Annotated in this window: 9 protein-coding genes; 5 read left to right on the top strand and 4 right to left on the bottom strand. The window is 67.9% G+C overall.

The window, feature by feature from the left end; translation table 11 throughout:
- The 3 genes from ADE01S_RS27515 to ADE01S_RS27505 form a co-directional block, all read right to left on the bottom strand.
- Window positions 1-359, bottom strand: a 359-nt coding sequence (locus ADE01S_RS27515) for a biotin/lipoyl-containing protein (RefSeq protein WP_303621340.1), incomplete at its 3' end; no start/stop codon positions are given.
- Between the two features lie 103 nt (window positions 360-462).
- Window positions 463-3,330: a 2-oxoglutarate dehydrogenase E1 component gene (locus ADE01S_RS27510; protein WP_062684948.1), complete on the bottom strand. Its 2,868-nt coding sequence runs from the start codon at window positions 3,328-3,330 to the stop codon at window positions 463-465.
- 327 nt (window positions 3,331-3,657) lie between these two features.
- Entirely contained in the window at window positions 3,658-4,128 is a 471-nt protein-coding gene (locus ADE01S_RS27505; RefSeq protein WP_062684947.1) for an Lrp/AsnC family transcriptional regulator, read from the bottom strand.
- 192 nt (window positions 4,129-4,320) lie between these two features.
- On the opposite strand from ADE01S_RS27505, the gene ADE01S_RS27500 reads away from it, so the two are divergent.
- From ADE01S_RS27500 to ADE01S_RS27485, 4 genes are all read left to right on the top strand, one after another.
- The gene (locus tag ADE01S_RS27500; protein ID WP_062684946.1) at window positions 4,321-5,337 is read left to right on the top strand and encodes a 1-aminocyclopropane-1-carboxylate deaminase; all 1,017 of its coding nucleotides are present in this window, start codon (window positions 4,321-4,323) and stop codon (window positions 5,335-5,337) included.
- A 346-nt stretch (window positions 5,338-5,683) separates the two neighbouring features.
- On the top strand, window positions 5,684-6,628 hold the full coding sequence (gene puuE / locus ADE01S_RS27495; RefSeq protein WP_062684945.1) for an allantoinase PuuE: 945 nt from the start codon (window positions 5,684-5,686) through the stop codon (window positions 6,626-6,628).
- Between the two features lie 11 nt (window positions 6,629-6,639).
- Window positions 6,640-8,415 carry a 2-oxo-4-hydroxy-4-carboxy-5-ureidoimidazoline decarboxylase gene (gene uraD / locus ADE01S_RS27490; RefSeq protein WP_062684944.1) on the top strand — a complete coding sequence of 592 codons (1,776 nt, stop codon included), beginning with the start codon at window positions 6,640-6,642 and terminating at the stop codon, window positions 8,413-8,415.
- Window positions 8,412-9,653 carry a M20 family metallopeptidase gene (locus ADE01S_RS27485; RefSeq protein ID WP_062684943.1) on the top strand — a complete coding sequence of 414 codons (1,242 nt, stop codon included), beginning with the start codon at window positions 8,412-8,414 and terminating at the stop codon, window positions 9,651-9,653. The genes uraD and ADE01S_RS27485 overlap by 4 nt, the downstream gene beginning before the upstream one ends.
- Window positions 9,654-9,683: 30 nt before the next feature.
- On the opposite strand, the gene ADE01S_RS27480 is transcribed toward ADE01S_RS27485, so the two are convergent.
- Window positions 9,684-11,732 carry an OPT family oligopeptide transporter gene (locus tag ADE01S_RS27480; RefSeq protein ID WP_062684942.1) on the bottom strand — a complete coding sequence of 683 codons (2,049 nt, stop codon included), beginning with the start codon at window positions 11,730-11,732 and terminating at the stop codon, window positions 9,684-9,686.
- Between the two features lie 211 nt (window positions 11,733-11,943).
- Here ADE01S_RS27480 and mdeB point away from each other — a divergent pair, with 211 nt between their 5' ends.
- Entirely contained in the window at window positions 11,944-14,631 is a 2,688-nt protein-coding gene (mdeB, locus tag ADE01S_RS27475; RefSeq protein WP_062684941.1) for an alpha-ketoglutarate dehydrogenase, read from the top strand.
- Window positions 14,632-14,794 lie beyond the last annotated feature (163 nt).

Here is a 14,794-nt window from a genome sequence, read left to right as displayed (position 1 = left end):
GAAGCCACGCCGGCGGCAGCCTTCGAGGCGGGCGCGGCGGCCGGGGCGGCAGCCGGGGCAGCCTGGGCGGCGGCGGGGGCTTCGGCGGCGGGCGCGGTGGCGGCAGCGGCGGCCTTGCCGGCGGTGTCGATGCGGGCCAGGACTTCGCCGGAGGTGACGGTGCTGCCGTCGCCCTTGACGATTTCAGCCAGCACGCCCGAGGCGGGAGCCGGCACTTCCAGGACGACCTTGTCGGTTTCGACTTCGATCAGGATTTCGTCCGCTTCGACGGCAGCGCCCGGCTGCTTCTTCCAGGTCAGCAGCGTCGCTTCGGAGACGGATTCGGAGAGTTGGGGAACGACGACGTCGGTGATAGCCATTTTGTTTATTCCGTAAAGTATTTGTTCTGGACCACGCGGCGCGGGCAAAGTTCGAAACGCGGTTTCTGGAACTTGCCGCGCGCCGCGCGCGCATCGGGTTGGGTTACTTGGTCAGCATGGCCTTGAACTTGGGAGCGAAAGCCGCTTCGATGAGCGCCTTTTGCTGTTCCTGGTGCTTGGCCAGGTAGCCCACGGCCGGCGAAGCCGACGCGGCACGACCGGCGTAGCCCAGCTTCTGGCCTTCGACCATGTTCTCGTACACATGATGCTGAACGTAGAACCACGCGCCTTGGTTTTGCGGCTCGTCCTGGACCCAGATCACTTCGGTAGCCTTCGGGTACTTGCGCAGTTCGGCCTCGAAGGACTTGTGCGCGAACGGATACAGCTGCTCGACGCGAACGATCGCCACGTTCTCGGCGCCACGCTCGCGGCGGGCATTGACCAGATCGTAGTAGACCTTGCCCGAGCAAGCCAGCACGCGCTTGACCTTGGCGGCGTCGATGGCATCGTCCACTTCACCGATGACGGGGCGGAAGCTGCCGCCGGCCAGATCGGTCAGCGGGGAGCCGGCGTCCTTGTTGCGCAGCAACGACTTGGGCGTGAACAGCACCAGCGGCTTGCGGAACGGACGGATCATCTGGCGGCGCAACACGTGGAAGATCTGCGACGCGGAGGTCGGCTGGATCACCTGCATGTTGTTGTCGGCGCACAGTTGCAGGAAGCGCTCGATGCGGCCCGACGAGTGCTCGGGGCCCTGGCCTTCGTAGCCGTGCGGCAGCATCAGGGTCAGGCCCGACTGGCGGCCCCACTTGGCTTCGCCGGAGCTGATGAACTGGTCGATCACGACCTGGGCGCCGTTGACGAAGTCGCCGAACTGGCCTTCCCAGATGGTCAGCGTATTGGGCTCGGCGCTGGAGTAGCCGTATTCAAAGCCCAGCACCGCCTCTTCGGACAGCACGGAGTCGATCACGGTGAACGGCGCCTGGCCTTCCGAGACGTTCTGCAGCGGAATGTAGGTGCCGTCGTTCCAGCGTTCGCGGTTCTGGTCGTGCAGCACGGCATGGCGGTGCGTGAACGTGCCGCGGCCCGAGTCCTGGCCGGTGATGCGGATGGCGTAGCCCGAGGACACCAGGGTGGCGAAAGCCAGATGCTCGCCCATGCCCCAGTCCAGGTTCATTTCGCCCTTGGCCATGGTGCGGCGGTCGTTCAGCAGCTTGGCGACCAGCGGGTGCACCGTGAAGCCTTCCGGCACGGTGGTGATGCGTTCGCCGATGCGCTTCAGTTCAGCCAGCGGCACGGCGGTGTCGGCCTGGTCGGTCCACTTGGCGCCGAGGAACGGCGACCAGTCGATGGCGTACTTGCTCTTGTAGTCGGTCAGCACCGGTTCGATGGTGCGCTGGCCGTCTTCCATCAGCTGGCGGTAGTCCTTGACGAGCTGATCGGCTTCGCCTTCGGCCAGCACGCCCTGCGTGGTCAGCTTGTCGGCGTACAGCTTGCGCGTGCCGGGGTGGTGGCCGATGCGCTTGTACATCAGGGGCTGCGTCAGCGACGGGGTGTCCTGCTCGTTGTGGCCCAGCTTGCGGAAGCAGACGATGTCCACGACGACGTCGTGGCGGAACTGCAGGCGGTAGTCCAGGGCCAGCTTGGTCACGAACACCACGGCTTCGGGATCGTCGCCGTTGACGTGGAAGACCGGGGCTTCGATCATCTTGACCACGTCGGTGCAATACAGCGTCGAACGCGAGTCGCGCGGGTCGGACGTGGTGAAGCCGATCTGGTTGTTGATGACGATGTGCAGCGTGCCGCCCGTGCCGTAGCCGCGGGTCTGCGCCAGGTTCAGGGTTTCCATGACCACGCCCTGGCCGGCGAAGGCCGCGTCGCCGTGCACCAGCACCGGCAGCACTTGCTTGCCTTCGGCGTCGCCGCGGCGTTCCTGGCGGGCGCGGGCGCTGCCCTCGACCACGGGGTTGACGATTTCCAGGTGCGAGGGGTTGAACGCAAGCGACAGGTGGACCGGGCCGCCACGGGTGGACAGGTCGCTGGAGAAGCCGTTGTGGTACTTCACGTCGCCGTCGGTCAGGCCTTCGGCGTGCTTGCCTTCGAACTCGGCGAACAGGTCGCCGGGCATCTTGCCCATGATGTTCACGAGCAGGTTCAGGCGGCCGCGGTGGGCCATGCCGACCACGATTTCCTGGACGCCGTTTTCACCGGCGTGGTTCACCACTTCGTCCATCGAGGCGATGAAGCTTTCGCCGCCTTCCAGCGAGAAGCGCTTCTGGCCGACGTACTTGGTGTGCAGGAAGCGTTCGAGGCCTTCGGACTCGGTCAGCTGCTGCAGGATGTGGCGCTTTTCTTCGACCGAATAGACGGGCGCGCCCAGCGTGGTTTCCAGGCGTTCCTGGATCCAGCGCTTGGCGGCGGGATCGGAGATGTGCGTGAATTCGGCACCGATGCTGCGGCAGTAGGTGTCGCGCAGCGCCTTCAGGATGTCGCGCAGCGTCATGGTGCTGGCGGTCGTGAAGTAGGTGTTGGTGGCCGAGTAGGTCTGGTCCAGGTCCGCTTCGGTCAGGCCGTAGAAGGCGGGATCGAGTTCCGGGATCGGCGGACGTTCCTGGCGCTTGAGCGGATCCAGGTCGGCCCAGCGCGAGCCCAGCGAGCGGTAGGCTGCGATCAGCGATTGCACCGAGACCTGCTTGCTGGCGACGCTCAGGTCGGGTTCGCCAGCGCGTTGCACGAAGGCATTGGCCTTGGCGCGCTGGGCGAACGATTCGACGATGGGAGCGTGGGCCTGGTCGCGAGTGGATTCCTGGCCGTCGGTCGCGGGAGCGTGTTGCAGCTGGTCGAAATATTCGCGCCAGTTGTCGGGTACCGAACCGGGGTTGTCGAGGTAGGCTTCGTAAAGCTCCTCAACGTAGGGGGCATTTCCCCCAAACAAGTAAGACGTGGATAGGGATTCTATTTCCGAAGACATATCGCTTCACCTTTACGAGTGCTTCACTCGACACGATGCAGGAAAACCTTCCGCGACACGGGCTTCCCGGTTAGCGGATAGCAGGGGCAGAAGGCGCGTACAAGCCTTGAAAGCCGTATGGACGAGAGTATAACCCTTTGAGTTTATGGGCGTCTTCTTGCGTTTGCGTGACGCAAAAGCGCATTGGGAATGCCTTCATGCGGCGTTGGAATGTCCTGCGAACGCCTTCCATTGCGCCGTCTACTCGCCATCAAATTCCGTTAATCCAAAATGCGGCGGCGCGTCATTTTTTAATTGACGCGCAATGTGTGTTGCACATTCGCCTCGTCAGACCGGCAAGGCCGTGGTCGACAGGATCTCTTTCAGCACGAAAAAGGTGCGTATCTGGCGTACGCCGGGAAGCTTGATGATCTCGCCCGCGTGCAGCTTGTTGAAGCGTTCCAGGTCGCGTATGCGCAGCATCAGGAAGTAATCGAATTCACCCGCCACCAGATGGCACTCCAGGCAGCCGCTGATGCCGCGCGCGGCCTCCTCGAAGTCGGTGAAGGACTCGGGCGTGGAGCGGTCCAGCACCACGCCCACGATCACCAGCGTGGCCATGTCCACCTCCGCCGGCTCCAGCAACGCGACGGTCTTGCGGATGATGCCCTCGCCCTTGAGTTTTTCCACCCGGCGCAGGCAGGCGGCCGGGCTCAGGTGGACGCGCGCGCTCAGCTCCAGGTTGGTGATCTGGGCATCCTGCTGCAGCTCGCGCAGGATCTGCCGGTCGATGCGGTCCAGCTCGGAAATGGCTGCCATTTGATATGTCCCTGAAAATTAAATTTCGTTTGTTGTTTTTATGGATGAATATTAAATCTATAAATCCTGATTTATAAAAAAATAACCCTGCTTATTTGAAAAAATACGCAATTGACCTCGCATCCCCGCGGTTCCTATGATTTTTCCGTGCGCGCCATTCCGGCCGGCACGGCTAGACCAACAGGAGCCAGCATGGATCTGCAACGATTTCCCCGCTACCGCCTGACCTTCGGCGATACCCCCATCGAAAAGCTCGACCGCCTCTCCGCGCACCTGGGCGGCAAGGTCGAGATCTACGCAAAGCGCGAAGACTGCAACAGCGGCCTGGCGTTCGGCGGCAACAAGCTGCGCAAGCTGGAATACCTGATTCCGCAGGCCCTGGAACAGGGTTGCGACACGCTGGTCACGATAGGCGGCATCCAGTCCAACCACACGCGCATGGTGGCCGCGGTGGCCGCCAAGCTGGGCCTGGCCTGCGTGCTGGTGCAGGAAAACTGGGTGGACTATTCCGATGCGGTGTACGACCGGGTCGGCAACATCATGATGAGCCGGTTGATGGGCGCCGACGTGCGGCTGGTCGACCAGGGGTTCGACATCGGGTTCCGGCGCAGCTGGGAAGACGCGCTGGAAGAAGTGAAACGGCGCGGCGGCAAGCCCTATGCTATTCCGGCCGGCGCGTCCGACCACGAACTGGGCGGCCTGGGCTACGTGGGCTTCGCCGAGGAAGTGCGGCGTCAGGAGGCCGAGCTGGGTTTCCGCTTCGACTACATCGTGGTGTGCGCCGTCACTGGCAGCACGCAGGCGGGCATGGTGGTGGGCTTTGCCGCCGACGGGCGCGCGAACCGCGTCATCGGCATCGATGCCTCCGCCACGCCGGACCAGACCCGCGAGCAGATCCTGCGCATCGCGCGGCGCACCGCCGACCTGGTGGGGCTGGACAAGCCGATCGAGGACGGCGACGTGGTGCTGGACGCCCGTTATGCCTATCCGGCCTACGGCCTGCCCTCGGCCGAGACCAACGAGGCGATCCGCCTCTGCGCGCGCCTGGAAGGGATGATGACCGACCCGGTCTACGAGGGCAAATCCATGCAGGGGATGATGGATATCGTGCGCCGCGGCGAGATCCCCGCCGGCTCCCGCGTCCTGTATGCGCACCTGGGAGGGGTGCCGGCGATCAACGCCTACAGCTTTCTGTACCGCAACGGATAAGGGCGCCTATGGCCCCCTGGGCTGGCCCAGCGGCGACCTGCGCTGAAGGCGGCGCCCGCTGGAAGCCCCCGGGGCTTGCCACCGCGGCCGGTCCGCGCCCATGATGCAAGCAAGGTAGTACCCGGAGTCCGCGGACGGCGCGGCGCCCCCGCCCCGCCCGGAATTCCCTGGCGGGGCGCAGCGCGTCCAGGCCGCGTCCGCCCAGGCGCCGGGCCCAGATCCCGTACAATTATGCACATAAGTTGTATACAAAACTGCGGTTTCCAGCTATGGTGCAGCTCATCGCGAGATCGTCCGCCAACCCCGCTCCCGCCGCCGCGCGCCGGGACCCACTGCCCGACCGTCCATGAGCCACTACGATTCCACCCGCCCTTATCCGCGCGACCTGGTCGGCTACGGCCGCAACCCGCCGCCCGCCCGCTGGCCCGGACAGGCCCGCATCGCCGTGCAGTTCGTGCTGAACTACGAGGAAGGCGGTGAGAACAGCGTGCTGCATGGCGATGCGGGATCCGAACAATTCCTGTCCGAGATGTTCAATCCCGCCAGCTATCCCGAGCGCCACCTCAGCATGGAGAGCATCTACGAGTACGGCTCCCGGGCGGGGGTGTGGCGCATCCTGCGGGAATTCGAAAAGCGCGGGCTGCCCTTGACCGTGTTCGGCGTCGGCATGGCCCTGGAGCGGCACCCCGAGGTGGCCTCGGCCTTCGTCGAACTGGGCCACGAGATCGCCTGCCACGGCTGGCGCTGGATCCACTACCAGCACGTCGACGAAGCCACGGAGCGCGAGCACCTGCGCCTGGGCATGGACGCCATCACCCGCCTGACCGGCAACCGCCCGCTGGGCTGGTACACCGGCCGCGACAGCCCGCGCACCCGCCGGCTCGTCGCCGACTACGGCGGCTTCGAGTACGACAGCGACTATTACGGCGACGACCTGCCCTTCTGGATGGAAGTGCGGAAAACCGACGGCAGCACCGTCCCGCAGCTGATCGTGCCCTACACGCTGGACTGCAACGACATGCGCTTCGCGCTGCCGCAGGGTTATTCGCACGCCGATCCGTTCTTCCAGTACCTGAAGGACAGCTTCGACGCGCTGTACGCCGAAGGCGACGAGGCGCCCAAGATGATGAGCATCGGCATGCATTGCCGCCTGCTGGGGCGGCCCGGCCGCATCGCCGCGCTGCAGCGTTTCCTGGACCACATCGCGCGCCACGACCGCGTCTGGGTCTGCCGCCGCATCGACATCGCGCGCCACTGGAAAGCGGCGCATCCCTACACTCCCAACGCCTGAACAGGACGCTCATGGACGACACCCTAGCCCGACTCAACTCGGCCCCGCCGGCCGACGCCGCCGCGATGCTCGATGGCCTGTACGAACACGCGCCCTGGATCGCCGAACGCGCGGCGCAGGCGCGCCCGTTCCGTTCCCTGGCCGAACTGCGGCAATGCCTGCGCCGGGCCGTCGCCGATGCCGACGCCGACGCTCGCCTGGCGCTCGTGCGCGCCCATCCCGAACTGGCCGTCCCGACGCCGCAAGGCCCGGCGCTCAGCGCGGAATCGACGCGCGAACAGACGCTGGCCGGCATCGGGCAAGGCTCGGCCGACGAGCTCGACCGACTGCGCGAACTGAATGCCGCCTACGCCGCCAAGTTCGGCTTCCCCTTCGTGCTGGCCGTGCGCGGCCCGCGCGGAACCGGCCTCACGCGCCGGCAGATCCTCGACGAATTCGCCCGCCGCCTGGACAACCCGGCCGACGTCGAACTCCAGGAAGCGCTGCAGCACCTGCACCGCATCGCCGAGATCCGCCTGCGGGAACGGTTCGGCGACACCCCCGCCATGGGCGACGACATCTGGGACTGGAGCGAAGCCCTCGCCGCCCACAGCGACCCGGGCTACGCCGAAAAAGGCCAGTTGACGGTCACCTACCTGACCGACGCGCACCGCGCCTGCGCCGCGCAGCTGTCGCAATGGATGCGCGACTGCGGTTTCGACGAGGTCGGGATCGATGCCGTGGGCAACGTGGTGGGCCGATACCTCGCCGACCGCCCCGAGGCTCCGACGCTCCTGACCGGCAGTCACTACGACACGGTGCGCAATGCCGGCAAGCACGACGGGCGGCTGGGGATCTTCGTGCCCATGGCCTGCGTGCGCGAACTGCACCGGCGCGGCCGCCGCCTGCCCTATCACCTGGAGGTGATCGGTTTCGCCGAAGAGGAAGGCCAGCGCTACCGCGCCACCTTCCTCGGCTCGGGCGCCCTCATTGGCGACTTCCGCCCCGAATGGCTGGACCAACGCGACGCGGACGGCATCAGCATGCGCGACGCGATGGCGCGCGCCGGCCTGCGCGCCGAGGACATCCCCGCGCTGCGCCGGGATCCGGCCCGCTACCTGGGCTTCGTCGAAGTCCACATCGAGCAAGGGCCGGTGCTCTACGAATTGGGCTTGCCGCTGGCCGTCGTCACCTCCATCAACGGCTGCCTGCGCTACCAGGTCCAGGTTTTCGGCATGGCCTGCCATGCCGGCACCACCCCGATGGACCGGCGCCGCGACGCCGCCGCCGCGGCGGCCGAGATGGTCCTGTACGTCGAGCGGCGCGCCGCCCGCGATGGCGATTCGGTAGGCACCGTCGGCATGCTGGAAGTGCCCAGCGGCTCGATCAACGTGGTGCCCGGCGAGTGCCGCTTCAGCCTGGACCTGCGCGCCCCCAGCGACGAACGGCGCGACGCGCTCGCCCGGGACGTGCTGGCCGAGCTCGAAGCCGTCTGCCAGCGCCGGGGCCTGCGCTACGCCCTGGAAGAAACCATGCGCGCCGCCGCGGCGCCCAGCGATCCCGCCTGGCAGCGGCGCTGGGAACAGGCCGTCGACGCGCTGGGGCTGCCGGTCCACCGCATGCCCAGCGGCGCGGGCCACGACGCCATGAAGCTGCATGAAGTCATGCCGCAGGCCATGCTGTTCGTGCGCGGCCAGAACGCCGGCATCAGCCACAACCCCCGCGAATCCACCACCAGCGACGACATCCAGCTCGCCGCGCTCGCGATGCTGCAGCTGCTGGACGCGCTCGCCAAGGAAACGACATGACGACTCCGACCGATTACGCCCGGCTCGACGCCTGGATCGACGCCCACTTTGACGAGGAAGTCCGCTTCCTGCAGGAACTGGTGCGCGTGCCCACCGACACGCCGCCCGGCAACAACGCCCCCCACGCCGAACGCACCGCGGAACTGCTGCAAGGCTACGGCCTTTCGGCCGAGTCCCACCCCGTGCCCGCCGACGCGGTCCGCGACTACGGGCTGCAATCCATCACCAACCTCATCGTGCGGCGCGAGTACGGCGCGGACGGCCCGCGCATTGCGCTCAACGCCCACGGCGACGTGGTCCCGCCCGGCGACGGCTGGCAGCACGATCCGTACGGCGGCGAAATCGACAACGGCAGCCTTTACGGCCGCGCCGCCGCCGTCAGCAAGAGCGACTTCGCCAGCTATACCTTCGCGCTGCGCGCGCTCGAAGCCGTCGCCCGCCCCACCCGCGGCGCGATCGAGCTGCACTTCACCTACGACGAGGAATTCGGCGGCCTGCTGGGCCCGGGCTGGCTGCTCTCGCAGGGGCTGACCCGGCCCGACCTGCTGATCGCGGCGGGCTTCAGCTACGAAGTCGTCACCGCGCACAACGGCTGCCTGCAAATGGAAGTGACCGTCCACGGCAAGATGGCGCATGCCGCCATCCCGGCCACCGGCGTCGACGCGCTGCAGGCCGCCGTCAAGATCCTCGACGCGCTGTACGGGCAGAACGCGCGCTACCGGGAGATCCGCTCGCAGGTGCCGGGCATCAGCCACCCCTATCTGAACATCGGCCGCATCGAGGGCGGCACCAACACCAACGTGGTGCCGGGCAAGGTGGTGTTCAAGCTGGACCGGCGCATGATCCCCGAAGAGAACGCCGCCGACGTCGAAGCGGACATCCGCCGCATCATCGCCGAGACCGCCGCCGCCCTGCCCGGCATCACGGTGGACATCAAGCGCCTGCTGCTGGCGAACGCCATGCGGCCGCTGCCCGGCAGCCAGCCGCTGGTGCAGGCCATCCAGAAGCATGGAGAAGAACTGTTCGGCGAGCCGATACCCGCCATGGGCACGCCGCTCTATACCGACGTGCGCCTGTACGCCGAAGCCGGCATCCCCGGCGTGATCTATGGCGCCGGGCCGCGCAGCGTGCTGGAATCCCACGCCAAGCGCAACGACGAGCGCGTGGCGCTGGAAGACCTGCGCCGCGCCACCAAGGTCATCGCCCGCACGCTGTCCGACCTGCTCGGGCCGGCCTGACGGCCCCGCGGCCGGGCCGGGGCGGATGCGCTACGCCAGCCGCAGCACGCGCCGCCAGAACAGCACCGCCACCAGCACGAAGACGGCCAGCCCCAGGTAGGAGGCCGGTTTCGCGAAATCCTCGCCGGCGATGGCCAGCGGGGCATCGGTGCCGGCGGCGCCGATGATGCCCGCCATCAGCACCCCGACCAGGCTTTCGCCGACGATCAGGCCGGAGGCGATCAGCACGCCGCGGCGGTTGGCCGCGTCGGCGAACTGCTCGTACGGCTTGCCGGCTTCCGCGGCGCGGCGGCGCAGAACGCGTTCGAGCAGCCAGGCGAGGACCGCGCCGGCCACGATGGGCGCCGCCACGGTGGGCGGCAGGTAGATGCCGATGCCGACCGCCAGCACCGGGATCCGGGCCACGCGGCAGGTGCGCATCAGGACCTGGTCCACCAGGATCAGGCCCACGCCGACCGCCATGCCGATCAGGATCATCGTCCAGTTGAGCTGGTGCGTGAAAATGCCGCGCGCGATCGCCAGCATCAGGGTCGCCTGCGGCGCCGACAGGGCCTGCGCCGGATCCATGTCGGCGCGCGGCATCGCGTCGGCGAAACCGTAGGCGTTGTACAGCAGCTCCAGCACCGGCGAAATCACCGCCGCGCCCGCCACGCAGCCGATCAGCAGCGCCACCTGCTGGCGCCACGGCGTCGCGCCCACCAGCCAGCCGGTCTTCAGGTCCTGCAGGTTGTCGTTGGAAATCGAGGCCACGGCCACCACCGCGGAGGTGCTGAAGATGGACAGCGCGATGGCCATCTGCACGCCGTTCTCGGCGCCCAGCAACTCGCCGCCCAGCGCCAGCATCAGCAGCGACACCAGCACGATGGCCACGATGCCCACTCCCGAGATCGGGCTCGTCGACGAACCGACCAGCCCGGCCATGTAGCCGCAGGCCGCCGCCACCAGGAAGCCGAACACGAAGGCGAACAGCACGGCGTAGGCCACCAGTTTCCAGATGGCGCCGGCCGACAGCGGCGCGCCCGACAGGAACACCTGGAACGTCACGACCAGCACCGCCACCAGCACCAGCGTCACCGCCGAGATCCAGCCGGCCGACAGGTCGCGCTCGGTGCGCGGGATGCGCCCGGCCTGGGCCGCGTCCGACTTGCCCAGCGCGGCGAACGAAGCCTTCAGGCCGCGCACCATGGGCATGAACAGGGTCGCCAGCGTCCAGATGGCGCCCACGCCGATCACGCCCGCGCCGATGAAGCGCACCTGCGACGACCACAGCCCGGTCGCGTACTTCTCCGGCGACATGCCGGCGGGCATGTCGCCCAGGGCGGTCAGGATCGGCACGGCGATCCCCCAGGAAATGACCAGGCCGGTCAGCATGGCCAGGCCCGCGACGATGCCGATGAGGTAGCCGGCGCCCAGCAGCGCCAGCGAGAATCCCATGGGCAGGCGGAACACCGCCCCGCCCAGCGGGAACCAGCCGCTGACGCTGTCGCCCAGCACCCGCAGGCCGCTGGCGGCGAAGCTGACCACGGCCGAGGCCAGGCCGCCGGCGACGATGTCGCCCATGCCCGTGGCCGTCCTGGCCGGCGGCCGCCCTGCGTCCTCGGCGGCGTCCGGAGCGCGCTCGGCGCTGCCCACGCGCAGGATCTCGGCGGCCGCCACTCCTTCCGGATACGGCAGGTCACTCTGCACCACCATCACGTGGCGCAGCGGAATGGTGAACATCACGCCCAGCATCCCGCCGGCCGCGCAGATGCCCAGCGTCTGCCAGAACGGAAAGCCCTGCCAGTGCCCCATCATGACCAGGGCCGGCAGGATGAAGATGATGGAGGACAGCGTGCCGGCCGCCGAGGCCTGGGTCTGCACCATATTGTTTTCGAGGATGTTCGCGTCCTTGAACAGGCGCAGGACGGACATCGAGATCACCGCGGCCGGAATGGCGGACGAGAACGTCAGGCCCACCTTCAACCCCAGGAAGACGTTGGAGGCCGTGAAAATGACGGTGATCAGGGCGCCCAGCAGGACGCCGCGGAACGTCAGTTCCGGCAGCGTGACCTCTGCGGGGACGCGGATGGGTTCGGTCATGGAAATCTCCCTGTCTGCAAGGCGCGAATTCTAGCGCCCCCCGGTTGCGGCCCGGGAGGCGGCCATCGGCCGATTCGGCGGCATAAGCTGCCGCCGGCAATCCGTCCTGCAAAAGATTATGCTGAAAGCGGCGCGATTCCGCCAAGATTTCGATCACCCATGCCAGGGGCAAGGGTCTAGCATGGGTGCTAAACCAGGAGACAACACCACTATGCGCGACGCCAGCACCCTCCGCCCCGGGCAGGGCACGGAACCCGACCTCGACCCCGCCGAAACCGCCGAATGGCGCGACGCCCTGCAATCGCTGGTCCAGGCCGAAGGCGCCGGACGGGCGGGCTACGTGCTGGACAATCTCCTGGGCCATGCCGCCTCGCTGGGCCTGCGCGCCCGGGCGCAGACGCGCACCGCCTACCTGAACACCATCCCCGCCGACCAGGAGCCGCCGTTTCCCGGCAACCTGGCCGTCGAAGAGCGCATCGCGCGCATCAACCGCTGGAACGCGCTGGCCATGGTGGTGCGCGCCAACCAGGCGCACGGCGAACTGGGCGGGCACATCGCCAGCTATGCCTCGGCCGCCGACCTGTTCGAGGTGGGCTTCAACCATTTCTTCCGGGCGAGCACCGCCGACGGCCCCGGCGACCTGGTCTACATGCAGCCGCACTCGGCGCCGGGCGTGTACGCCCGCGCCTACCTGGAGGGCTTCCTCGGCGAAGACGACCTGGCGCATTTCCGCCAGGAAATCACCGCCACCGCGCGCGGCCTGCGCGGGCTGTCTTCGTATCCGCACCCGTGGCTGATGCCGGACTTCTGGCAATTCCCCACGGGCTCGATGGGCATCGGCCCGATCAACGCCATCTACCAGGCGCGCTTCATGCGCTACCTCGAACACCGCTCGCTGGTGCCGGGCGGCGACCGCAAGGTCTGGGGCATCTTCGGCGACGGCGAAATGGACGAGCCCGAGTCCATCGCGGCGCTGACGCTGGCCGCGCGCGAAAAGCTCGACAACCTGGTGTTCGTGGTCAACTGCAACCTGCAGCGCCTGGACGGCCCGGTGCGCGGCAACGGCCGCATCATCGACGAACTCGAAACCCTGTACGCCGGCGCGGGCTGGAACGTCATCAAGCTGGTCTGGGGCAGCGACTGGGACGCGCTCCTGCGGCGCGACACGGGCGGCGCGCTGGCCCGGGCGTTCGCCAATACCGTGGACGGCCAGTTCCAGACCTTCGCCGCCAACGACGGCGCCTTCAACCGCGCCCACTTCTTCAACCAGAATCCCGAACTCGCCGCCCTGGTGGCCGACTGGACCGACGAAGCCATCGACCGGCTGCACCGCGGCGGCCACGACATGGTGAAGATCCATGCGGCCTATCACCGCGCCGCGCGCCATCGCGGCCAGCCCACCGTCATCCTGGCCCAGACCAAGAAGGGCTTCGGCATGGGCGCGGCCGGCCAGGGCAAGATGACCACCCACCAGCAGAAGAAGCTGGACGACGAGGCCCTGCTGGCCTTCCGCGACCGCTTCGCGCTGCCGATCTCGGACGCCGACTGCCTGGCCCTGAAGTTCTACCGCCCCGCCGAAGACAGCGCCGAGCTGCGCCACCTGCAGGCGCGCCGCGCCGCGCTGGGCGGCCACATTCCCCGCCGCGCCACCGAGGCGCCCCGCCTGGCGCCGCCGGACGCCGAACAGTGGGCGCGCTTCGCGCTGGCCGCGGACGGCAAGGAAATGTCGTCCACCATGGCCATCGTGCGCATGCTGACCGCGCTGCTCAAGGACCCCGCGGTGGGTCCGCGCATCGTGCCCATCGTGGCCGACGAGGCCCGCACCTTCGGCATGGCCAACCTGTTCCGCCAGATCGGCATCTATTCCGCCCAGGGCCAGCTCTACGAACCCGAGGACATCGGCTCGGTGCTGTACTACCGCGAGGCCCGCGACGGCCAGATCCTGGAAGAAGGCATCACCGAGGCGGGCGCGATCTCGTCCTGGACGGCCGCCGGCACCAGCTACTCGGTCAACGGCCTGCCGATGCTGCCGTTCTATATCTATTACTCGATGTTCGGCTTCCAGCGCATCGGCGACCTGATCTGGGCGGCCGCCGACCAGCGCACGCGCGGCTTCCTGGTCGGCGCCACGTCCGGCCGGACCACGCTCGGCGGCGAAGGCCTTCAGCACCAGGACGGCTCCAGCCACATCATGGCCGCCGCCGTCCCCAACTGCCGCGCCTACGACCCGGCCTATGCCTACGAGGTCGCGGTCATCGTCGAATACGGCATGCGCCGCATGCTGGACGAACAACGCGACGAATTCTTCTACCTGACCGTCACCAACGAAAACCTGGCGCAACCCGACATGCCCGCGGACGAGCGCACGCGCGAGGGCATCCTGCGCGGCATGTACCGCCTGCGGCCCGCCCATGGAGAGGCCCAGGTGCGCCTGTTGGGCGCCGGCCCGATGCTGCGCGAGGCCGAGATGGCGGCCGAGCGCCTGCGGGCGGACTACGGCGTGGAGGCCGAGGTCTGGAGCGTGACCAGCTTCTCGGAGCTGGCCCGCGACGGCCGCGAAGCCGAGCGCGCCCGCGTGCTGGGGCTGGAAGCCGACGCCGCCACGGACTGGGTGCGCGCCTGCCTGGGCGGCAGCGACGCGCCGGTGATCGCCGCCACCGACTACGTGCGCGCCGTCCCGGACCAGATCCGCGCCTGGGTGCCGGCGCCGTACCGCACGCTGGGCACCGACGGCTTCGGCCGCAGCGACACCCGCGCCCGGCTGCGCGACTTCTTCGAGGTCAGCGCCGACTGGATCGCGCTCTACGCGCTGGACAGCCTGGGCCGGCAGGACGACGCCCGGGCATTGCGCGCGCGGCTGAACGCCGGCTCCCGCCAAACCCCTCCCTGGGAACTCTAGGATGGAGGGCGCGCGGGCCTTCGCTGCACTGCAACAACCAAGGCTGCGCGCTTTCTGTTGAAATACGGGTGTTCCCAAGCATTGCCAGATGAAAACGGCGGGCCGCGAGCCCGCCTTTTGCAGTCCGTTTTCTTTTTCTGTTTTACGCCCCAGAAGGCCTGTA

The organism is Achromobacter denitrificans NBRC 15125 (assembly GCF_001571365.1).
GTDB lineage: Bacteria > Pseudomonadota > Gammaproteobacteria > Burkholderiales > Burkholderiaceae_B > Achromobacter > Achromobacter denitrificans.
This window is presented reverse-complemented; position numbering and strand designations above follow the sequence as displayed.

Bases quoted from the DNA above. Each gene is read 5' to 3' on its own strand.
- ADE01S_RS27500 (WP_062684946.1), top strand. From the start codon at position 4,321: ATGGATCTGCAACGATTTCCCCGCTACCGCCTGACCTTCGGCGATACC.
- ADE01S_RS27510 (WP_062684948.1), bottom strand. From the start codon at position 3,330: ATGTCTTCGGAAATAGAATCCCTATCCACGTCTTACTTGTTTGGGGGA.
- ADE01S_RS27485 (WP_062684943.1), top strand. From the start codon at position 8,412: ATGACGACTCCGACCGATTACGCCCGGCTCGACGCCTGGATCGACGCC.
- uraD (WP_062684944.1), top strand. From the start codon at position 6,640: ATGGACGACACCCTAGCCCGACTCAACTCGGCCCCGCCGGCCGACGCC.
- ADE01S_RS27505 (WP_062684947.1), bottom strand. From the start codon at position 4,128: ATGGCAGCCATTTCCGAGCTGGACCGCATCGACCGGCAGATCCTGCGC.
- puuE (WP_062684945.1), top strand. From the start codon at position 5,684: ATGAGCCACTACGATTCCACCCGCCCTTATCCGCGCGACCTGGTCGGC.
- mdeB (WP_062684941.1), top strand. From the start codon at position 11,944: ATGCGCGACGCCAGCACCCTCCGCCCCGGGCAGGGCACGGAACCCGAC.
- ADE01S_RS27480 (WP_062684942.1), bottom strand. From the start codon at position 11,732: ATGACCGAACCCATCCGCGTCCCCGCAGAGGTCACGCTGCCGGAACTG.